This is a genomic window from Cupriavidus sp. D384 (assembly GCF_001652915.1).
Taxonomy (GTDB): Bacteria; Pseudomonadota; Gammaproteobacteria; order Burkholderiales; family Burkholderiaceae; genus Cupriavidus.
Genome location: NZ_BBQI01000076.1, coordinates 37550 through 59180, shown reverse-complemented (window position 1 = coordinate 59180; position 21631 = coordinate 37550). Strand labels below are relative to the sequence as shown.

General features: G+C 62.6%; 12 protein-coding genes. 6 read left to right on the top strand and 6 right to left on the bottom strand.

Translation table 11 applies throughout. The annotated features are described in order from the left end of the window. Positions 1-183 precede the first annotated feature (183 nt). The gene (locus A9J21_RS16675) at positions 184-4047 is read left to right on the top strand and encodes an autotransporter domain-containing protein (RefSeq protein WP_156545963.1); all 3864 of its coding nucleotides are present in this window, start codon (positions 184-186) and stop codon (positions 4045-4047) included. 561 nt (positions 4048-4608) lie between these two features. Here A9J21_RS16675 and A9J21_RS31605 read toward each other — a convergent pair. Then, on the bottom strand, positions 4609-4824 hold the full coding sequence (locus A9J21_RS31605; RefSeq protein WP_156545961.1) for a hypothetical protein: 216 nt from the start codon (positions 4822-4824) through the stop codon (positions 4609-4611). A gap of 78 nt (positions 4825-4902) precedes the next feature. Then, on the bottom strand, positions 4903-5400 hold the full coding sequence (locus tag A9J21_RS31600; RefSeq protein ID WP_156545959.1) for a hypothetical protein: 498 nt from the start codon (positions 5398-5400) through the stop codon (positions 4903-4905). On the opposite strand from A9J21_RS31600, the gene A9J21_RS16665 reads away from it, so the two are divergent. After that, on the top strand, positions 5399-5755 hold the full coding sequence (locus A9J21_RS16665; RefSeq protein WP_156545958.1) for a hypothetical protein: 357 nt from the start codon (positions 5399-5401) through the stop codon (positions 5753-5755). The two genes, A9J21_RS31600 and A9J21_RS16665, sit on opposite strands and share 2 nt — an antisense overlap. A 737-nt stretch (positions 5756-6492) precedes the next feature. Further along, a complete protein-coding gene (locus tag A9J21_RS16655) occupies positions 6493-6819 on the top strand; it encodes a type II toxin-antitoxin system HicB family antitoxin (RefSeq protein ID WP_066737554.1) in 327 nt (108 codons plus the stop codon). A gap of 274 nt (positions 6820-7093) precedes the next feature. Here the strand turns inward: A9J21_RS16655 and A9J21_RS16650 are convergent, their stop codons facing one another. The 4 genes from A9J21_RS16650 to A9J21_RS31995 form a co-directional block, all read right to left on the bottom strand. After that, complete coding sequence (locus A9J21_RS16650; protein ID WP_066737551.1) at positions 7094-8797, bottom strand: phage integrase family protein; 1704 nt, start codon at positions 8795-8797, stop codon at positions 7094-7096. A 205-nt stretch (positions 8798-9002) separates the two neighbouring features. Beyond that, positions 9003-10700, bottom strand: a complete 1698-nt coding sequence (locus A9J21_RS31595) for a hypothetical protein (protein WP_156545956.1) — start codon at positions 10698-10700, stop codon at positions 9003-9005. Next, on the bottom strand, positions 10693-11730 hold the full coding sequence (locus A9J21_RS16640) for an ATP-binding protein (RefSeq protein ID WP_066737547.1): 1038 nt from the start codon (positions 11728-11730) through the stop codon (positions 10693-10695). The genes A9J21_RS31595 and A9J21_RS16640 overlap by 8 nt, the downstream gene beginning before the upstream one ends. Continuing rightward, positions 11724-13733, bottom strand: a complete 2010-nt coding sequence (locus tag A9J21_RS31995) for a hypothetical protein (protein ID WP_066737545.1) — start codon at positions 13731-13733, stop codon at positions 11724-11726. Before A9J21_RS31995 ends, A9J21_RS16640 begins: the two co-directional genes overlap by 7 nt. 521 nt (positions 13734-14254) lie before the next feature. Here A9J21_RS31995 and A9J21_RS16630 point away from each other — a divergent pair. The 3 genes from A9J21_RS16630 (at position 14255) to A9J21_RS16620 (ending at position 21492) form a co-directional block, all read left to right on the top strand. Continuing rightward, on the top strand, positions 14255-15607 hold the full coding sequence (locus A9J21_RS16630) for a deoxyguanosinetriphosphate triphosphohydrolase (RefSeq protein WP_066737543.1): 1353 nt from the start codon (positions 14255-14257) through the stop codon (positions 15605-15607). Between the two features lie 87 nt (positions 15608-15694). After that, positions 15695-18316, top strand: a complete 2622-nt coding sequence (locus tag A9J21_RS16625) for a PD-(D/E)XK nuclease family protein (RefSeq protein ID WP_066737542.1) — start codon at positions 15695-15697, stop codon at positions 18314-18316. Beyond that, positions 18313-21492 (top strand): exodeoxyribonuclease V subunit beta, encoded by a 3180-nt coding sequence (locus A9J21_RS16620; protein WP_066737536.1) that lies wholly within the window; start codon positions 18313-18315, stop codon positions 21490-21492. Before A9J21_RS16625 ends, A9J21_RS16620 begins: the two co-directional genes overlap by 4 nt. Positions 21493-21631 lie beyond the last annotated feature (139 nt).

Sequence of the window (21631 nt, the reverse complement as noted above, 5' to 3'; positions counted from 1 at the left end):
CCGTAAAATGCGAAAATCCGGTCCCGAGGGACCAGTCGCCTATGCCGTTGCGGCTTTTCGCCGGCGCCGCTGAGGTTCGCACGGGCGCCCGCACATTAAAACAATGAAAGCGCGGACATAGCCAGCAAGCAGACGGCTGCCGCGCGTAAAAAAGGTCGCCGGCTTGGCCGGTTAAAAATCCGCATGACAAGACATTCGAGTCTCTCCGCCGGTGAACAGCCGTGCCTGCGCGCCATTGCCGGCGCCGTCGCCCTCTTCACGATGTCCGTTGCCGTGTCGCCGGCACAAGCCTCTGGCGGGAACGGCGGTGCCGGGGGCTACACTGCCTTCCTACCAGGTGGGTGGGGCGGCTACCTCGCGGGCCAGGCTGGGCAGAGCGGTCTTACGGTGTTCGATGGCGACGGGACTGGTGGCGGCGGTGGCGCTCGCAACGGGGCCGGTGGCTCGGGTGGCATCAGTTCGTCTCAGACAACGCCGCTGGGGCTGGCCGGCACAGCGGGTACCGCGCCAGGCCAGTTCGGCGGCAATGGTGGCGACGGGCAATTCGACTATGCCTGGTTCACAGGGGGCGGTGGCGGCGGCGGCGGAGGTGGGGCAGATGGCATGGTCAGGGCTGCCGTGCCGACTACCATCTCCACCGCAGTGTTCGGCGGCAACGGCGGCCGGGGCGGCAACGGTGGAAGCGATGCGACCGACCCGCAAGCGGGCTACCAGGGCGGCGGCGGCGGTGGCGGCGAAGGCGGATACGGCCTGATCCACGCGGGTAGCGCCGATATCCTTGTGAAGGCGGGCGGCGCGGTGTACGGCGGCTCGGGTGGCAGCGGCGGGAATGGCGGCGCGTCAAAACCGATGCCCGGCTTCTCGGGCGCCGGCAACGGCGGCGACGGCGGTGTCGGCATATTGGTGAGCAGTGCGGCCACCGTACATATCGAAGCAAATGCCGTGGTGGCGGGCGGCAACGGCGGGGCCGGGGGCAACGGCGGCGACGGCGTCTACGATCTCTACGGCAGCCTGGGAGGAAAGGGCGGGGTGGGGGGCAGCGGCATGGAGCTGGCCAGCGGGTCCACGCTGCTAAACGAGGGCATGATCATGGGTGGCGCGGGAGGCGCCGGTGGCTCGGGCGGCATGAACATGGATGGTTCGCGGGCAGCTAACGGCGCCGCAGGCGCCGGCGGCGTGGGCGTGCTCGGCAGCAACCTGACCATCGTCAACAAGGGGACCATCGTAGCAGGCGGCCCCGGCTTGGCGGCTGTCCAGTTCACGGGCGGCACGAACCGCTTCGAGTTCTGGACCAACAGCGTCGTGGGGAGAATCGAAGCCTACGGCACGGATGACACGTTTGTGCTGGCTGGCGACACCGGCGCTGCCACATTGAGTGGCGGCATCGGCAACGCCGGCCTTTATCGTGGCTTCGAGCATTTCCAGAAAATCGGTGCCTCGGTCTGGACCCTCGCCGGTACCAATACCGATATCACAAGCTGGCAAATCCTGGGCGGTACGCTGGCGATTGCCTCGGACGCCAACCTTGGCGCGCCAGCCGGCACACTTGGGTTGAACGGCGGCACGCTGCGGACTACCGCAGCCATGACCACGGCGCGCGCAACGACGCTCGGGGCGGGGGGCGGTACGTTCGAGGTGACGAACGGCACGCTCACGTACAACGGTATCATCGACGGCCCCGGCAGTCTGACCAAGGCGGGGAGCGCCACGCTCGACCTGAACGCCGTGAACACCTATGCCGGTGGCACGCTGGTCAGTGCTGGCACGCTGAGCGCAAACGTCAATGGGGCGCTGGGCACTGGCGGGGTCAGTGTCGATGGCGGCACGCTTCGCCTGTATGGGAACTTTGATCTCGGTGGCCGACAGGTAGTCAATCGATCCGGCTACATCCAACTCTTCGGCGCAGGCAGCCTTGGCAATGCGCAGGTGACGAACCTCGGCGGGTTCACATACCTGCTCGGCAGCAGCACGGCGGCCAATGCGACGATTGTCAACAACGGCGGCGTGATGTCGTTTCAGGAGGGCAGCACCGGCGGTAACAGCCAGGTGACGACCCGCAGTGGCAGCTACACCGAGTTCTGGGGCTGGAGTACCGCTGGCAACGCCTCGCTGGTGACGGAGGCCGGGGGCTGGGTCGATTTCTCGGGCACGTCCGGTCCGGCGTTCGACCATCGGATCACCGCCGGCGCCATCGCCGGGGCGGGGCGCTTCCAGCTTGGCCAGAACGTCCTGACCGTAGGGGGCAACAACACGTCCACCACCGTAAGCGGCACGATCGAGGATGGCGGGGCCGGTGGCGGCAGCGGCGGGGGGCTGGTCAAGATCGGCGCTGGCACGCTGACGCTGAGCGGCGCGAACACCTATACCGGGGCGACGACGGTGAACGCGGGCACGCTGGCCGTGAACGGCAGTGTGGCAGGGGCGGTCACGGTGAACAACGGCGCCACGCTGAGCGGCGCTGGCAGCGTCGGAAGTACCGTGATTGCATCGGGCGGCACGCTGGCACCGGGCAATTCCATCGGCACGCTGACGGTCAACGGCAACTTGACGCTGGCGTCGGGTTCGACCTATCGAGTGGAAGCCGACCCGGCATCGTCGGCCAGCGACCGCGTTGCGGTGAGCGGTACAGCCACACTGGGCGGTGCGGTGGTCCATGCCGGCCCCGACGGCAACTTCGCGTCCACGCGCCGCTACAGCATCCTGACCGCCGGCACGGTGCAGGGCCGCTTTGCATCGGTCAGCTCGAACTACGCGTTCCTCGACCCGACGCTGACCTATGGCGCCAATGAAGTCACCCTGGCACTCACGCGCAAGGTGGTGACGGACCCCGTGCCGCCCGTCTCGCCGCTCGTTCCGGGCGCAGGTGGTGGCGCTGGCGGGGGCACCGCGCGTGCGATGCGCTTTGCCGATGCCGCAGTCACCGGCAACCAGCGTGCCGTGGCTAACGCACTGGAGACCCTGCCGGACAGCAACCCGGTGCACGAAGCCGTGGTGACGTTGCCCGAGGGCGCGCCGCCGGCCGTCTTCGACAGCCTTTCCGGGGAGGCCCACGCAAGCGTGTCCACGGGTCTGATGACCCTGGCGGGTGGGGCGCGGGCGCTGCCGCTGGCGCATTTGAATGACAGCCTGTCCGCCGGCATGCTGCCCGGCGCGCCCATCGCCCAGCTTGGTGGCCTCCTGCCGGCTGCCGCACTGCCCATTTCCGCCGCCCAGCCGCTGTGGGTGGAAGTGCTTGGCAACTGGCAGACCTTTCATGGAAGCGCAGATGCAGCGCGCGTGCGCCAGCAGACTGGCGGCTTCTATCTGGGTGGCGACGGTGCGGTGGGGCAAGGCTGGCGCATCGGCGGCGCGTTCGGCTACGCCAACAGTACGCTGCGAGTGAGCGAACGGTCGTCGCGCGCCATCACCGATTCATTCAGCGCGACGCTCTACGGCGGCCGCGCATTCGCGCTTGGCGGCGGCAAGCTCAAATGGCTGTTCGGTACCGCCTATAGCTGGCACGACGCCGACACGGACCGGCAGGCCAGCCTCGGCGGCAGTACGGTGCAGTCCCTGACCGCCAGCTATCACGCCAGCACCGCGCAAGTCTTCACGGAAGCCGGCTTCGCCATGCCTCTATCGGCAACCATCCAGCTCGAGCCGTACGGGGGCGTGGCGTGGAGCGACACACGCACGCGCAGCTTCGCGGAGGCGGGCGGCTCGGCCGCCCTGCACAGCCCAGGCGATAGCAACACGTTGACCACCACAACGCTCGGCCTGCGTACCAGCGCGCGCGTCCAGTTTGGCGGCACTGAGGCGGCGTTCTACGTCGGAGCCGGCTGGCGCCATGCGTTCGGCGACGTACGCCCGGCTACCACGCTGGCTTTCGATGGCAGCCAGCCGTTCACGGTAACGGGTGCACCGATCGCGCAGAACGCGGCGCTGGCCGAACTGCGCGCCGACTTCGCCATCTCGCCCATGGCAACGCTTGGCTTGCGCTATACCGGCCAGTTCGGTGGCGGAAACCAGGACCATACCGGCACGTTGGGATTGCGCTGGAGATTCTAGGGTTGAGGGCGAGCGAGGAGGGCGGTTCGGTCGCTTCGAAGGCGGCCTCTGCATGGCGTCATCCGCAGGGTCATTCGCGGAGTGTCGATACCAATGGCCTGCGCGCCGATGACTTCACCGGCGCGCAGGCCTGCGTCGTAGGCTTCAGCGCGCAGCATCAAGGTTCGCGGCGTTAAGCGGGCGGGCAGCCCGATGCTATTGCTACTCTCGTAGCTTTCCTTCACCGGGCAGCCCTTTTTCACGCAAAAGTTGCCGTCACTGATCCTTCATATCCCCCGAGCGGTGGCCTGTGCCGCTGCGGCGTCACCGCACATCGTGCAAGCAGCACACGTGTTGCTTGCGCTCAATGGCGACCGATCGCAGATGCCAGCGTGGGCCCCACGTCCGACGGCGACGCCAACCGGAGCCAGCAACTACGAAGTTATTTTTGTCCGGGTGGATGCCTTCCGGGGGAAGACGTCGACACCCACCCGCGGCGGTTCGAGCGGTACCCATGGGATGGATTTGATGAAGGTAAGCGCGATGAAACCGGACAGATTAGTGCGTGACGATACGCCTAAACTAAGAACTTTTCCGCTGCTTCTTGCCACGATCAGCACGGTCTTCCTTGCCAGCCGTTGTCTCGCTCTTTGCCTTCTTTCCGTTCTTCGACTTCTTAGCCGACGCCGAAGAACGATCACTGGACTTTTTGTCTGCCTTCTTGCCTTCGGATTTCTTCTCCGCCTTCTTATCCTTCTTCCGAGTGTCGTCACTCGCTGTCCCCTTGTCCTTCTTCATGATGGTCTCCTTGGAGAGGTGTTCAGCGTGAGAAAGGCCCACGCGGTAATGACATCGCAAGTGTCATGCCAGATCGTCTCACATCGCAAAGTTCACGAGAACACTGGAGAGCCGCCCACAGCGAGCCAGTTCTCGAAAGATCAATGAGGAGAAATTGCCGTGTAAAGTCGCACCTACGCCGTTGCGAGTCTCGCCGATTGCGCTTCGACCGCTTCCACGCCTGAGGTCTGTTCGCGGGAAGCGGTTGTCTTTCGCTTCGGATTGCACGCTTACCTTCGCCGCCATCCATCCTGTGCGATTCAAGCATTTCTTCCGTCTCACTTGTGCGATCGGCGGATTGCTGGCCAGCCGATCGTGACCACGCTCAACGCCAGCCACACGCCGAATAGGTTCTACCGTGCCGTCGGGGTCGCCGTGGCCTTCGTGGGGATGCCGCTGGCGATCCTTGAAGGCGTGCATGCCGCTTAAGCGCCGTGGCGTGCTACCAAGCGCGGCCGGGGTAGGTACATGGGATTCACCGCCACGCTGCATCCACCAGCGGCTGACGCCGGGCATGAAGTTGTACGGCGTCAACATGCTGAATTACACACTGCCGTTCTACCGGGGCCATCTGCTGATGATGGTGGATGCGGCGGACGAACTGGCATTTGGCACCACGGTGGAAACGCCACGATGGGTGGCCGACATGGCGGCCTTCGCAACGGTCTGGGCGCAGGGCGAGCCCGCGATGGCGGTCAGGTCGCCCCAGACGTACCCGGAACTGTCGCCAGGTCTTCCGCTCACGAAAGTCGAGGGTGAAAAACCACGCTGCGATCGCTACCGCAACGAAGGCAACTATATAAGAGGTAGCGACGCTAGCCGCAGCTGTCCTGGTATCGAGCGGGGCGGAAGCCTTTGGCTGGTACGGCGGTCGACGAACCTGGCGACTTGACATAGAGACTAGAAGGGTAGGCCAGGCGCCGAGCGCTGAGACAGCGCCATGGTGTCCGACCCTGCCATGCCGACCAGGCCTGCCTGCGCGCACCGGCGGCTTCGCCCATCCCACAGACCGCCGCCAACACGCCTGGCGCGGCCGACGGCGCCGCGGCGCTGGCGCTTTTTCTGCGCGACGGGACGGTCCATTCGTCTTGGAGAACAGCACAGCTGTTCGGAAGGCGAGGAGAGCATGACTGGACGCAATATACTGTATATGTGTACAGTATATTGCGTCCAGTCGCAACGGCAGACGAGGCGCTATGGAAGTAGTGCAGTTGCCGGATTGGGTTGGCTCCCTCCTTGCGTACGAGACGCGGCTCGTTGTGTCGCCCAGACCTCCGTAGCGGAGTAGGCACGACAGCAAAAAGCGCGACACACATCTTGTTCGACGGTATCACTATTGATACTATAATTCCATGGCAGACATCGAGAAGATCCTCTGCCCAGATGAGGCGCGACGCGAAAAGCGTCAAGTTCAAAGATCTAGCGAAGGTGTGCAAAGAGTACTTTGGTGAACCACGCCATGAAGGCGGAAGCCATCAAATCTTCAAGACGCCGTGGCCCGGTGATCCCCGTGTGAACATTCAGGACAAGACGGGCATGGCCAAGCCATATCAAGTTAAACAGGTCTTGAATGCTATTGAGAAGCTAGCATTGAAGCCGTCCGAGAAAGAGTAGAAAAGGAGCAATACCGTGCCATTCGATCACTACACTTACCGTGTTACCTGGTCCGCCGAGGATGAGGAATATGTGGGCCTGTGCGCGGAGTTTCCCTCCCTCTTGTGGTTGGCCGAGGACCAGGTCGAGGCCTTGAAGGGCGTGCGCAAACTCGTCGCAGACGTCGTGCAAGATATGCGCGCCTCCGGCGAGAAGATTCCCGAGGCGTTCGCCGATCAGAAGTTCAGTGGGAAATTCCAGGTCCGGATCCCGCCGGAGCAACACCGCGCGCTCGCACTTGAAGCCGCCGAGCAGCACGTCAGTCTGAACCGCTTGGTGAGCTCACGGCTCAAGGTTGCGTGACGCCACACCTACCATAAAAAAGAGCAGATGAGTCCCGCAAAGGCTTTTTTCCTTTCCATAGAGCCGGGATACGAAGGCGCCGAGCAGTTGCTAAACGCTGGCGCTACCTCATGCTCCTTCGCGCCTTCCGAAGTCGAGCCAGCAATTGGATTGTCAGAGAGATACCCATCACCAACGCGACGCGGGGCCAGTTAGCGTGGTGTTCGTAGCCTGAGCTTAGGTGGCGGGCGAGGCTCATACTTGTGTCCCGGCCAATTTACCTTTGGCTGCCGTACTAGCGTCGTCCGAAAACCCTCTCCAATTGGTTGGCGCGCTGCATGTCGTCGTCGTGCAGATAACGGGAGGTGGTCGTGATGGACGCGTGTCGAAGGTTTTCGCGTACCGTGGTCAGCGATGCGCCCTGCGCGAGCGCGTGAGTCGCGTGAGTGTGGCGCAGCCAGTGAGGGGTCGCGCGCCGGAGCTTGTCCGCCAGGGGACGGTGGTCCGACTCGATCTCATTTGCCGCGAGCGTGAGGAAGCGCCGCAGCACGGCCCGCAGTCGCGGTGTGGTGATCGGCGATCCGTCCTCCAGGTCCGCGAGGATGGGGCTGTGGCGGTCCCATCGCGCGGGCATGACAGGCAAACCGCGCGAGACCAGATACTGGTCCAGTGCCTGGCTAGCCATGGAGGGCAGCGCGACCTTGCCCCGGCGCTCGCCTTTGCCGACCAGATGGAGCCAGCGCTCGCCGCGCGGTCCGATCTCGATGCCACCGAGGCTCACGCCGACGAGTTCGGCCGCCCGCAACCCCGTCGCATACCCGAAATCCAGCAAGAAGCGCAGCCGTGTCGCGGCATCCGGCGTCCAACCGTGCGACCACTCCAGGCCATCCGCGAGAGTACGCACCAGCGCCCATTCCCCTTCCGTGAAGGCTCTTGACGTGTCGAGATCCGCGGCGCGCTGGGCGCCCCGCACCTTGAGCCCCGCAAACGGGTTGGCGAGTACATAGCGCTGGGCGATCAGCCAACGAAACAGCGCGGCGATGACACCCAGGGCATAGGCGATGGAACGGGGCGCCAGGGCCCCTGCGAAGGGCCGCCATTCGGGAGATGGCCGGGGCCGTGCCGGACCCACCCAACGGGCAGTGGGTGCGCGAAGGAAGGCGCGGTAGGCCGTGGCGTCTTCGGCGGTCAGCGACGAGAGCGGCTTGCCGCGCTCCAGGATCGCCCAGAGCAGCAAACGCTCGGCTTCCTTGCGGTAGGCCCGCGCGGTGGCCGGTGCCTCGTGCAGGCCGAGCCAGGCATTGATGGCGTCATAGTCGTTGTCCGCGGTCAGCGAGCACATCGCGCGCGGCGCGCGGAACGCCCCGTGTGAGCCGTTCACCGACTGCGGCAGTTCGATACGTTCCCACGGCACGATTTGAGGGCCCGACGCAGCCATTGCATGACGGGAGACCAAAGCGCGCGCGCGCTCAGTCAACTGAGGATGCGCGGCGAAGAACGCTTCGATGGCGCGGGCACTGCGCTCGCCAAGCCCGTCGATGGCGAGCCACCAACGCTGGCGGCGCGGGATCCGCACGGTCAGGTCGGCCAGCGTTTTCAGCCCGTGCGCCTGCAGCGCCGCCGCGGCGCGCGCCGGCAGCCAGGCCTCGACGGGGTCCGTGATCTGCGGAAGGGCAGCTGGTAATTGGCGCAGGGTCTCCAGGGCCCGGACGACCGCTGCCGCATGGGCGGTCCGGCCCTCCGCAGGACAGGTGAAGAGGGCGGCTAGGTCTTCGCGCTGGCGTAGTCGGGCGGCCTCGGCCATCTGCCGCCGGAGGGCACCGATCACGCCTCGTGCGGAGCGGCCCGGCGTCAGCGCGTCCGGCCAGAAGCGGGCGACGGCCGCGCGCGACGGCGTGCCTTCGTACCAGGCACGCAGGGCCGCGAGCGCATCGGCGCGGGGCCAGGATGCGGAGGGATCGAGCGGCAGCGGAGCGGTGGCGGGTCGCGAGCGAGGCATGAGAGAGAGACGCAAATTGCTGCTGCGTAGTTTGCCACAGAAATGCATCAGTATCGATAATGTTTGTTATCGATATAGCAGCATGTTGTGGGGGGAAACTCAACACCGCTGATACCGCTCACTCAACTGAATCTGTAGCTAAATTTCAACTGAATTTGTAGATACCCCATCCCCCGCCTTCGGCATGCCGGTGCCGCAGCGTCAATCAGGGCAGGCTGCCATAACGCTGCACGTAATCCAGCGCTGCCTTGCGCAGGGCAGCTATGGCGGGCGTAGGCGCGGCGCCGAGCGCCTGCAATCGGCTCTGACACAGGCGCGCGACAAAGCGACCATCGGCGCCGCGGTACAGCCAGAAGTGCGGCCGTTTCCCATCCAGGCCCAGCAATCGCAGCCGGCGCATCGCTGCGTCCACTGGCGGGACGCCGTGCTTGGCTTCCCAGCCTGTGAGTACCGAGTAGGTGAGGCAAGGCCCCTCGCATGCCGCCAGCACTTGCCGGTGACGTGCGGCCTGCGACGCAGCCAAGGCCAGGCAGCGCGCGCGCTTGTCCTGTCGCGGGGCGGACTGCCACATTGTGCCGCCGTGGTCTCGCGCCACAAAGCACAGGGTGCCATGGGGACGCGCGGCCGCCCACCAATGCCCCGGCTGGGGCGGAGATTGTGCACCCCGGACGCAGCCGACAATGCCAATGCGGGCCGCAAGGGTGGCCATTGCCTCGGCATCGCGCCAAGCGACTTGCATCGCCGTGCCGGCGGCATGGTAGGCCAGCCACTGCTGGCCAGCCATGTCGACCGTCCCAAACGCCGGCGGCTGGACGCTGGCGGCCGCCATCACGCGTTTCGACAAGCCTCCGGCGGAGCCCGCGGGAGGCGGTCGGTCGGGCCACCGATGCTGCTGCACATCGGGTTCAACGTCATACGTCCACAACAATACGGCGAACGCCAACACGGCCCGGGGGGCCTCGCGTAGCAGGTGTCCGGCCTGCAATGGCCCGCCAGCGGTAACAAACCGTCGAAGCCATCGCGTTGAATCCGGTGCGATGTGACGGCGCACATGCCTTGCCATGGCGCGATAGACGCAGTGCGCCGGGGTGTCTGACCAGAATGGCAGTCTTGATACCGAGTCATGGGGCGGCGCACGCCCCAGCAGTATCCGCGAGGGTATGCCACACGGGATGGGCCGCTTTGCCACGACTACCGGTACCGGACGCGGTGGGGCCCGGAAACAGATCGGATAGGGCAAGCCAAGGGCTGTACACCAGACCGGGATGTGCACGCCCAATGAGTTGCCATCCAACTGCGCGGCGTCGATGCCGTTATTCACGTCAGCGGCTCGCACGAGCCGCCCAAGCGCTTCCAGCCAAGCCGCGGCTGGATCCAGAGCATGGGTCAAGCTGGCATCTAGCAATGGCCGCCGGCACGTTTCCCGTGTAAAGAATCGCAGCTGACCGCAGGCACAGCTGCCCGCCCGATCGTGGCCAGCCGGCCCGAGCGTGGTGGGCAGCAATTGCCCGCAGCGGCAAGATGCGACCAATGGTGTGCCATGCATTGGACAGGCGTCCAACAGCTTTACGGAAAACAGCGCGGCATGATAGCCGCACGCCAGGCACGGCTCGCAGACGCGGGCATATGGCAAGATCAGGTGGCTACGCACCCAGTGGGGAATGGCATCCAGCGTCGCCCAGCGAAATGCTTGTTCGGGTTCACCGATCCAGCGGGCCAGCCTCGCGAGGTCGATGCCGCCGGCGGTAAGAACCGATGGCGCCCCGACCGATCGACGGTCGAGCGCGGGTAATTCACCTCGCCGTAGACAGTTGAGAGCGCATATGCGTTGAACGGTGTGCGGCAGCGAGGCGTACGGCAGCAGACTGCCGACGTGCCAGGTCAGGCGCGCGTCGTCAATCACGCCGTGCCTCTTTCGAGTCGGGTCGCCGCTGCGCCGCGGTGGCGGACACCATCGCCATCAGCATCCGGTGGCCGCCTGCCTCGACGGTAGTTTGCCAGGCGGCGCTGGATGTGGCATCGAGCGGATCGGCTCCGCCTGCCAGACGCAGCAGCACATGACGGCACGCTTGTGCCACGGTCTTCATGGGGAAATCCGTCGGCCCAGCGTAGTGCGGCGGCAGACAATCGGTCATGGCGCGCATCAGGGCAGCGGCCTGGTCGGTCATGCGGAAGCCCTGCGCCCACGCCGACGGGGCCAGCCCCGCGGTGTAGGACTGGCCGGAGTCTGGTGGCCACTCGCTGCCCACGTCATAGCCGGCCATGACATGGGCGAGTTCCTCCACGCTTCGCACACCGTGGAACGGCCTGGACACCAGCATGAAGCGGGCAGCTACGTGGGCTCCGCCAGCCAGGGCCATGCCGAACGGCTCGTCGAAGAACTGCAGCGACGCCACCGATATTACGCACAGGCGAATCCGTTGCTTCTCCAGCAGGCTGTGGAGTTCCACCAACCACATCCACTCCCGCTGGGTCATGCCCTGTGCCTCATCCACTACCAGTACCAGGAAGCGTCCCCCACCTTGCGCGGCCAGCTCGATCCAGCGTTCGATCAGCATCTGCTGGCGTGCCAGGGGGCTACGGACGGCCTTGGCCAAGGGATGCGAGCTAGCGTCGAGCAGGTGGGCGTAGAAACGCCCCACCGCCTGGGCGCTGCCCGAGTCGGTATGACTCCAGACGACCATTGGCACGTAGCCGCCATGCCGCTCCGACAGTAGCCGTTGGAGCCAATGATCGACGGCACTGGATTTGCCGAAGCGGGAAGGGCCGAAAATCGTCGCCCCATCGACCTGGTCGTCCAACCAGCCGCCGATACTGTCGGCCATGTCCTGGATGGCAGGGGTGAACAACGAGTAATCGCGCGTCACCACGGGGTGATCACGCGGAATATGAGGCGGAAGCAGCGGCGCGGCTGTGGCAGTGTTCATCACCATTGCTGCGCCTTGCGCATGGGGGGCAGGGCGACCTTCGCGCCTGTCTCCGGGGGTTCGGCGCCCGCAAGCGTCGTTGCATTCCCCGACGCCCGCACGGCGGTGCGGGCTTTGGCTTGCTCCACCATGGAGTGCCCAGTCAGCGCTTCCGCGTGTTGTTGCAGGATGCGGCGCGCTTCGAGATACGCAGGATGAGGCGGCAGTTTGCGTCCCGGGGAAGATTCCGCATACTGGAGCAAGGCCTCCACGGCGTCGCAATGGCTGGACAAGTAAAGCAGCCGGCGCTTGTCCAACGCCCGGATGGCTTGGCGCACGAATAAGGAATGCGGCATGCGGTGCCACGGTGGCGCGGCACGCACAATGCCCAGGAACTCTCCCTGTTGCGTCGACACGCTGACGAACCGGGCATCGTCCTCGTCCTCCAGGGATAGCCAGAACTTCTTGCCGACGAGATCGCTGCGCAGGCATAGCCATTCGGCGGAGTAGCGGGCGTTGGCGAAATTGAAGTGTGGTCGTCGCCCGGCGGCAACGCCGCCCAAGAGCGTGCAAAGCCTGCGCTCGCAAGCGAGGTGCCGCACCGCGACGGGGTTGGCAATGCGAAGGGTCAGACCATTGGCAAGCCGCTCCATCTGGTCCAGCGGGGTGCGATAGCCCAGGCCGGAATGGGGTGTCGCGTTGTAGTTGGCAATCAGTGTGTCGAGCAACTCCGCGGCGTATTCGAGTTGGAACTGGGTGGCCAGCGCAGCCTGCTCGGGATCGGTGCCGCGCTTGTGCGCCGGGGAACTGCCGGTGGTCGACTTCAGACGGTGAAAGCTTCCGGCGGCGAGATGCCGGAAGAACGACTCCACAAACGGTCGATCGTCTTTGCTGCGCCGACAGCTATAACTCGTCGGATCCTGCGGCTTGAGCACGCGGGCCCCCATCAGTTCCCTCAGAGCGGTTTCCACGCGCGGGCAGATGTTTGCGAGGGCGCCATCCACACTGAACTCGTTCCAGCATGCTCCCACGAAGCTCGCTGACCGGTATGACGGCAGGCCAGCTCTGACGGTATAGGCATGACCACCGAACTGGAGGTCTCGCGGTACCCATGGACTCAAGGCGCACTTCACGGCGCGCAACACGTCTTCGGCCGAACATTCCCTACGCAAGCTCAAGTGGTAGCCAAGCACCGCGCGCGAGGCCACTTCGATCAGGACAATGACCCACAAGCGATGAATCAAACGCGGCTCGGCATCGCCGTGTGGCGATGGCACCATGACGACCATCCGTGCATCAAGCTTATGGGCGTCACATTCCACCCGCTCGAACAGCCGCAGATCCGGTCGCCGGCTACCATCGCCTGCACGAGCCTTGCGCACGGCTTCCGGACCACCAACCAGCTGGCGCTGGCGTTGCGGGTGGTCGGCCAGCACCCGATCAATATGGCGGCAAAGCGTGACGTACCCGCGTTTCTCGACGTTGAAAGGCCATTCCCCACGTCGCTCGAATCCTCGCTGGCGCAATTCCTCCAAGAACCAGCGAAAGATGGCCAATCGTGGCCGCCGTGAAGATTCCAATTCGCCGCGCCGACCCAGAATTTGCTCGCGCAAGCGGGTCTCCAGCTCACGCCCTGTCGGCGACTCAAACACCCACTGCAACGCCCCGCCGGCTCCGCCGCCCCATGCGCTGGGACGCACCGGTACGGCTCGTGTATAGGGCTTGATGTGCTGGTAATACAGTAGGCCGCGCCAGCCGTAGACCCGCCCGTCCGGATGCAGCTGCAGGCAGCGCTCGGTCAAGAGGCGATAGGCCTGGAAACGCCCGATGCCGCATTCCTCCCTGATGCGCGTCGCGCTGACACCGAGCAGGTAAAGCTGGATCGCCCGCACGCGGCGCGCGAATCGCTCTCGCTGCTGTTGCGACAGTGCCTCCTGGTCGACCTGTGGCCAACTGGCGAGGTCGATCTCACCGTCCGAGGTCGCACCTGCGGTCGCTGTGGCATTGGTAAGGCGGGGGCGTCGCGACATTCCTGTGCTCCGATGTGCGGCCAACTACAGCACAAGAGTAGGCGAAGCTGCGCATCGGAATACAAAATCAGTTGAAATCGCACATCGGAGTGCAGATTCAGTTGAAATCTGCTTCCCGTTGTGACGGATTCAGTTGAAATGAGCATCGCCGGAGAAGCCTTGCCGGCCCTGGGACGGTGGGAGCTTTTACCGCCTGCGGTATCGTTACAAATTCAGTTGTGCGAACGATTATCAGGGCGTCAAGCCGATTGTTGATCAGGCCCTTGTCGATGCATGGACGTGGCGGGCAGATGTCGTACCGATGGCGCGCATGCGCCGGGATGTCCAAGCCAAACTGCCGAAGTCGTGGCCAACGGATTCGTCTAGCCGGAATTCGAGCGACAACTAGGCCAGCCGTCGCCGCAAATCAAGCCGTGTCCCGGCATATAGACATGATGCCCCGTTTGGGGGAGGTGTTTTGCGGCTAAATCACGCTACCATGCTGCACGTGGTTCCATTGACTTTGTACCTCTGGATAGAAGATGGATTGGACAAAGCTGTTATCGGTAAAGCGTCTCGGTAGGAAGGCAGAGGCTGGTGGTGGCGAGCCAGTGCCGCGTACGGAGTTCACCCGCGACTACGATCGCATCATTTTTTCTTCCGCTTTCCGCCGTCTGCAAGACAAGACGCAAGTCTTTCCATTGGCAAAAAGCGACTACATTCGTACCCGTCTCACTCATAGCCTCGAGGTGGCCAGCGTTGGTCGATCTCTTGGGATGCTGGCCGCGGACGTCATCCACGAAAAAGACAAGCATCTAAGGGACGTGGTTGCTGCGCAGGACATCGGCAGCATTGTGTCGGTCGCTTGCCTAGCGCATGACATAGGGAATCCGCCTTTCGGCCACTCTGGGGAAGATGCAATCCAGGAGTGGTTCGCCAAATCCGAGGCGGGCGCGAAAATTTCTGGCGGAAAATTGAGTCCGTCGGAATCTGCGGACCTCACGAAATTCGAGGGCAATGCACAGGGTTTTCGGACAGTCGCCGCCCTTCAGTATCCGGGCCAATATGGAGGGCTTCAGCTTACCTGTGCCGTCCTTGGTGCCTTTACCAAGTACCCGCGAGAGTCGTCTGTAGACGACTGCCAGTCTCGGGGTAAGAGTGGGGCGAAGTTTGGTTTTATGCAAAGTGAGAAGGCCTTGTTCGAGGAACTTGCCGATGAAGTCGGGCTGCCTCGCAAACATGGGCAAGGATTGGCGTGGCAACGGCACCCATTGGCCTTTCTGGTCGAAGCGGCGGACGACATTTGCTACCACATCATGGACATCGAAGACGGCTTTCGCGCAGGCGTGGTCACCTTTGAGGAGCTTCGCGACCTGCATCGCCCATGGCTGACGGCTGCTCAACTTGATCGTGCCACGTCGCTGGGCGAACATCGACGGCAGGCAGAGTTTTTCCGCGCCCTGACGCTGAATACGCTGATCTTCTCTATGGTTGCGGTGTTTCGCGACAAATACGATGCAATCCTGAACGGTATGTTCGACCAAGAGCTTGCGGCCCATTTGGAGCGGGCCAAGGAGTTTGAAGCGTTTAAGACACGAGCCGTGAAACAGGTCTATTGTGCGCGACCGGTCGTAGAAGTAGAAGCCTGCGGCTTCGAGGTAATCAATGGGTTATTGGGCGCCTTTTCGGACGCTGTAGAAGATAAGGCTCTGCGCAATGACAAGCCCGGTCCGCGTGCGCGCGTCCTCCTGAACTTGATGCCAGGTGGAGAGGAATCCGTAAAAGACCTCTCACAGTATGAGCGAGCCATACGCGTCACCGATTTCGTGTCGGGTATGACCGACTCCTATGCCGTCGAGCTTTACCAGCGCATTCGAGGTATTTCGCTTCCTTGATGGTGCGCTGCAGCGCGCTTGCGGGGGATAGTTAGTTGAAGGTATTCGAACATGCTCCGATAAGTAATCAAACCAGTTGAGTACTCTATGCACGTCACCTTTGGACTTGAGCTCGATGGTCATCGAGGTTCTCCGCGCGCTGGCCAGTTCTCTGAGCCTGTGCTGGGAAGAAGAGGTTTCCTAAATCTTCTTGAGACGTACTTGGGGCTTGCAGCGCCTGAGCCACGCTCGGCGAAGCGGGTCACTTGTTTTCTCAGGCACCTGAGTCTGCATGACGATGGGAACCGCTTCTATAGCGAGTCCTTGAATGCCGATGGAATCGGCACAGCTGCAAGACTCTTGGCATGGCGCGACGAATGGCGCCTCGGCGGTTGGGATGGCACGGTTAGCCCGGATGCACCCCGCCGCTTGGTACAAATGGCACTGGTTGAAAAATCTGCATGTGGCGAGCTTCCCCTAGGGGAAGCCGAGCGTCTGACGGCCGTGACGCATGCGCTGGAAACCGAACCCTCGCCTATCAAATCGGTTCTGCTGGTTGATCCATTTGATAGCTACCCGTGGGCGTGGCGCCGGGTGCTTGAGAGGCTTGGAGCGTACGACGAGTGGTCTGAAAAATCCGAAGGGATAGGGCAATTGCAGGGGCTTCAGGGCGCAGCGCTATCCGCTACGTCGGATGGTGTGTTCGACCTGAATGCTTCGGAGACTCTCGACGACAGCGTGATATGGGTTCAAGCGTCTACGCGAGAGGCCGCTGAACACTGGCTTAGTGCGCATTGCTCTCATCAGGAAGTCGACCGGCTCATCGTCTGCGAGGAGCACGGCGACGTGCTGGACAGCACCCTCGTGGCGACCGGTTCCTTGGCCTGCGGCTTTGAGCGCTTCAGTCCGCTTCGGCCGGCGCTTCAAGCACTGAGCCTCGCGATCGAGATGTGCTGGACTCCGGTCAATGCCGAAAGATTGGTGGAGTTTCTCTCGCACCCAGTTGGTCCGTTTGCGCGGCAGGCGCGCGGAAAGCTAGCTCGCGCGTTCGCCGAGCAGCCTGGCATTGGAGGTGGCGCATGGATGGCGGTCAAAGAAGAGCTTGCAAAGGACGAGAAGCAAGCCGCTGTGCTAGAAGATATCGCGTTCTGGCTAGAAGGGGATCGATGGGATCGCAATGACGGCATTCCAATCGAAGCGCTACGTATGCGTATCGCACGAGTGCGCAGCGGCCTGACCGGCAGAATGGGAATCGATGCGGAGCAGTCGGCTACGCTAATGCCGGCCCTTGACCAGTGTCTTGCCGTGATGGAAAGCCTGGACGAATTGGAAAAGCAAGCGACGGCATGCGTCGTACAGCGACAGATCGAGCAGATCGTCGCCCATGCCACGCCTGCGGGAGCAGGCAATCCGTGGGCCTTCGCTCAAGCCGGATGCATGCGCTCGACGTCATCGCCAGCTGCCTGCTTCGAGGCGGCGGACGAGGTGATCTGGTGGATGCCCTCAACGCCCTCGCTGGCACAACCGCTGCCATGGTCGGAAGAGGAGATCGATGCACTGCGGAAAATGGCTGTCGAGCTGCGTGAACCCAAGGCTCAGTTGACCTTGCAAGCTCGCCAATGGCTTCGGCCTTTGCTCGCTGCCAGGAAGCGCTTCATCCTGGTTCTTCCGCCAGAAGGCGAGGAAGAGCATCCCATTAGGCAGTTGTTGCTGATGCTGATGCCGGTTCTAGAGAAAAGCCGCATTCATCTCGATGCGGATGATGTATCGCCAGCCCTTTCTGATCTGACACTTCCATTGAACCGGATCGATCTGCCGAGCACCTCGGAATTTATCGAGCTCGGTGCGCCCGTGGCCTTCCCGAAGGAGCCCCAATCCTACACTTCGTTGGCGGAACTGTTTGACAATCCAGCGTTGTTTCATCTGAAGCGTATCGCAAAGCTTAGCGCCACGCAGGTAATGGCGGCAGAAGAGAACAACAAATTGCTCGGTACGCTTGCGCACCGCGTAATCGAGCAATTGTTCGAACACGAAGATGCACTGGAATGGACGTCTGAAAAGGCAGTCGAGTGGTTCAAGTCGACCGTCGATCGCCTTCTTCTGGAAGAGGGAGCTCCTCTTCTGATGCTAGGTGCTGGCGTAAGCCAGCAGCGATTCAAAGGCATCTGCGAAAAGGCCATTGTTTCGTTGCTCGATCGCCTGCGAGCGGCCGGCGCGCGCAAGGTGGAAACGGAGGTTTCGTTCGACGGCAGTTTCGGTGCCGTTCCGCTCACGGGGAAGGTCGATCTGTTGATCGAGCTTGCGGACTCACGCGTCGTCGCGCTCGATATGAAGTGGCGTGACGACAAGCGGTTTGTCGAGCTTTTGCGCGGGGGAAACTACTTGCAACTTGCGTTGTACGCCATGCTGATCGAGCAGAATCGGAGCATGACTCCTGCAGCTTTGGGCTACTTCATTTTTGAGTCCGGCGCGATGTACGTGACGGCTCCGGATGTCATGCCTGGGGCACTGGTTCGCGAGCCTCGCAATGACGTATCGGTTGAGGAGCTCTTGCGCCGCGCGAGCGAAAGCTGGAAATGGCGCACCGAACAGATGGAAAAGGGACGTATTGACATCGTCGTGAAGGAGTCCCTCGTGCAATTTCAAGGTCCGGAAGGAACCCTGCCTGTGGAGGGTTCCAAGCCGTGGCACAAGGAACACCTGATTTTGCTGGGAGGCTGGGACAAATGAATGGCATCGAGTTCATCAGCGCTGGTGCGGGCAGTGGCAAGACATATCGGCTCACACAGACAATTGCTCAGGCGCTGGAGAGCGGGACAGCACGGCCGCATGCGATCCTGGCAACCACGTTTACGAAAAAGGCTGCGACTGAACTCCGTGAGCGCGCCCGGTCATGGCTTCTGGAGCAAAAGCGCCTAGATCTGGCTACTGCTATCGGTCAAGCGAAGATTGGCACCATCAACAGCGTGTGTGGCCAGTTGCTCAAGAGGTTCTGCTTCGAGCTGGGGATGTCCCCCGACCAGACGGTCCTTAGCGAAGCGCAGAGCGATCGCTTGTTGGCAACTGCCTTGGACGAAACGCTCGACGAATCCGGCCAAGCTGAGCTTGTGGCTTTGACGGCTCGATTCGGGATCGATCATGCAGATTGGCCCAAGCCAATCGGTGCCATTGTCAACGCTGCCCGTGGCAATGACATCTCGCCAGATCGGCTGCGGTCTATGGGCGCACGCAATGCCGATCTCATGCTTGCTAATTGGCCTGGCCCCACGGCGCTGGACCCGACCTCGTCGCTGACAGATGCGCTGCGGATCGCGGAAGAGCAGATCAGTGCGCTGATTGAGGCTCAGCGTGCTTCCGGCGCGAAGATTGCAAAAAATCTAACCGACGGATTGCAAGAGCTACAACGGCTTTACCGGGTATTCAGTGAGGGCCATTGGGTCTGGGGCGATTGGCTTGCCGCCAACACGCTCGATGCGGGGGCCAAAGCACGAGACTTCGTGGCGTCCGTGCAGGAATTCGCGCTGGCCCACGAGACTCATCCGCTATTCCATTTCGAGGTTCGTCGCTATCTCGAGCTTGTATTTGGCCTCGCCGCAGATGCTTTGGAGCGTTACGCTGAGGTCAAACGAACACTCGGTGCGGTCGATTTTGCTGATCAGGAAGTTCTGCTTCTCAAGATCGTACAGGACAATGCCGATGTCCGGGCGGCGTTGAGGAGCGAACTCGATCTTGTCGTAGTGGATGAGTTTCAGGACACCAATCCGTTACAGCTTGCTCTCTTTGTCGAACTAGCCGAGCTGGCCAAGCAGTCTGTATGGGTGGGGGATCCGAAGCAGGCGATCTATGGCTTCCGAGGTTCTGACGCCGCGCTAATCAATGGTGTACTCGAATCTATTACGAGGTGGGGTGGGAAACTCGGCGTTCCCCTCACGACCTCGCGTCGCTCGGTTCCGGCGCTTGTGTCTCTGACGAATGCCGTCTTCGAGCCGGCGTTTGCCGACACCATGGCCCCTGAGGCGGTCAAGCTGACGGCTTTCCGGGAGGACATCCCAGGTCAGCCAAGCCTGTTTAACTGGAACTTTACCGCCAGCAGGAACGACAAAGACTACCTGGCGTTGGGCGCCGCCGTGCGCGAGCTCATCGAGTCAGGGTTGGAGGTGTTTGATAAGTCCTCCGGCGTGCTCCGTCCGGTTCGGCCTGGTGACATCGCAGTGCTTTGTCGCGAACACAACCAGGTGGATCTCGCAGTTGCCTCGCTCGTTCGCTGGGGTATCCCTTCCGCTAGCCCGCGGTCAGGATTGCTTGGCACAGCAGAAGCGATCTTCGTATTGGCCTGCCTGAGGCGGCTTCTCGATGGCAACGATACCGTTGCGACGGCGCTGATTGTCAGTTTGAGTGATGGAGTGCCAGCCAATGAGTGGCTGAGCGATCGACTGAGTTTTATCGAGCGCGATGACGTGCAGCGTCGGGACTGGCGAGTAACTGGTGAGGCCGCACAGCCGACACTTTTGCGCCTTGAGACGCTCAGACCCAAGCTGAATGGCTTGACGCCGTCGGAGGCAGTCACAATGGTCAAGTCCGAGTCGCACGTCGCCCGGATTGTGAGCCAATGGGCGCGGTCTCCACAAGAGGCTAGGGCCAGGGTCGCAAACATCGAGGCTCTGGTGGCCCTTGCGAAGACCTACGAATCAGAGTGCGCCGCGACCAGGCAGCCTGCTACTGTCAGCGGATTGCTTCGCTGGTTTGAGTTGCTGGCTGCTGGCAAAAATGATGATCGTGCTACCTCTGCAGGCGATGCCGTAACAGTGATGACGCATCACGGAGCAAAGGGACTGGAATGGCCAGTGGCCATTCTGACATCGCTTGGGAGCGAAGCCCGGACGGCCTTGTGGAGTGTCCGGGCGCGCACCGATGGCGACTTTGACCCCTCGCGGCCGCTCGACGGACGATTCGTCCACTTCTGGCTGAAAACCTGGGGGAAGCGGAAGAAGTCTGCTGCAGTAGAAAACGCAGAGCAATCGGAACTCGGTAAGGCAATGGCCGACGCTGCGTTAAAAGAGAACAAACGCCTCATGTACGTCAGCATGACGCGTGCGCGCGATGCGATGGTTCTCGTGTCTGCAGTGCGCAAGACGCCGAACCGTCAATGGATGGACGAGCTTGGCGCGAGCGACCTTCTTTTTGGCGAGACCGGAACTGTGGTCTTGCCGGACGGAACTCAGGTCCTTCGTGAAACTCGAGCCTGGGAGGCGGACAGCTGTGCGGAGGGGCCCGAAAAGCCGGCACCCATCGACTGCAACTGGTTCAAGTATGCGGATAGACGCGACGCGGTGCCGCTGTGGAGCCGCCCCAGCGATGCACAAGGCGGAAACTATGCTGTCGCGCACACCGAGCAGGTCGGACAGCGCGTAGCATTTCAGGGCAAAGTTGATATGGCGGTCCTGGGTACGGCAATGCATCATTGCATCGCTCGCGCTGGTGTCCGGGGCAATGCCGAGCTAAGCGAGATTTCTCAAATCTTGCGCAATTGGGCCGTCGATCATGTCATAGATGAAGTGGCGGTTCAGGCTCAGGTTCAAGCGTTCCTGGATTGGGTCAGAGGACGGTGGCCTGGAGGCAAGCTCCACGTCGAAGTCCCGCTTGAGTCTGGATTGGCCGACGGCATTCGGCTGCGTGGACGCATCGATTTTCTGGTCGAAACGACGGAGGGTTGGATTCTGCTTGACCACAAGTCGAATCCTGGCGGGATGGAACGAGACGAGACTCTTGCCGAAACCTATGGTGCCCAGCTTGCGCTGTATGCCGCGGCACTTGCTAATACCACCGAACGCCCGGTCAAGGAGCAGTGGTTGTACCTACCAGTGGCTGGACGCGCCGTTCGCCTGGAGGCGGTCGCAAAGCAGTAATCAGAAGGCAAAAGTCGACCATCCTTCTTGGCTGGTAATTCCGCGTACGGCATGAAATGTCAAGAAATGTGCGCAATTTGATGAGTGCTGGGCAGGGATGCCCGGCACCTCGTTGATTGGCGTCTGGTGCCAGTGAGCG

Coding starts and splice junctions, on each gene's coding strand:
- A9J21_RS16675 (WP_156545963.1), top strand. CDS start 184: ATGACAAGACATTCGAGTCTCTCCGCCGGTGAACAGCCGTGCCTGCGC.
- A9J21_RS31605 (WP_156545961.1), bottom strand. CDS start 4,824: ATGAAGAAGGACAAGGGGACAGCGAGTGACGACACTCGGAAGAAGGAT.
- A9J21_RS16665 (WP_156545958.1), top strand. CDS start 5,399: ATGCTGAATTACACACTGCCGTTCTACCGGGGCCATCTGCTGATGATG.
- A9J21_RS31600 (WP_156545959.1), bottom strand. CDS start 5,400: ATGTTGACGCCGTACAACTTCATGCCCGGCGTCAGCCGCTGGTGGATG.
- A9J21_RS16650 (WP_066737551.1), bottom strand. CDS start 8,797: ATGCCTCGCTCGCGACCCGCCACCGCTCCGCTGCCGCTCGATCCCTCC.
- A9J21_RS16640 (WP_066737547.1), bottom strand. CDS start 11,730: ATGGTGATGAACACTGCCACAGCCGCGCCGCTGCTTCCGCCTCATATT.
- A9J21_RS31995 (WP_066737545.1), bottom strand. CDS start 13,733: ATGTCGCGACGCCCCCGCCTTACCAATGCCACAGCGACCGCAGGTGCG.
- A9J21_RS16630 (WP_066737543.1), top strand. CDS start 14,255: ATGGATTGGACAAAGCTGTTATCGGTAAAGCGTCTCGGTAGGAAGGCA.
- A9J21_RS16625 (WP_066737542.1), top strand. CDS start 15,695: ATGCACGTCACCTTTGGACTTGAGCTCGATGGTCATCGAGGTTCTCCG.
- A9J21_RS16620 (WP_066737536.1), top strand. CDS start 18,313: ATGAATGGCATCGAGTTCATCAGCGCTGGTGCGGGCAGTGGCAAGACA.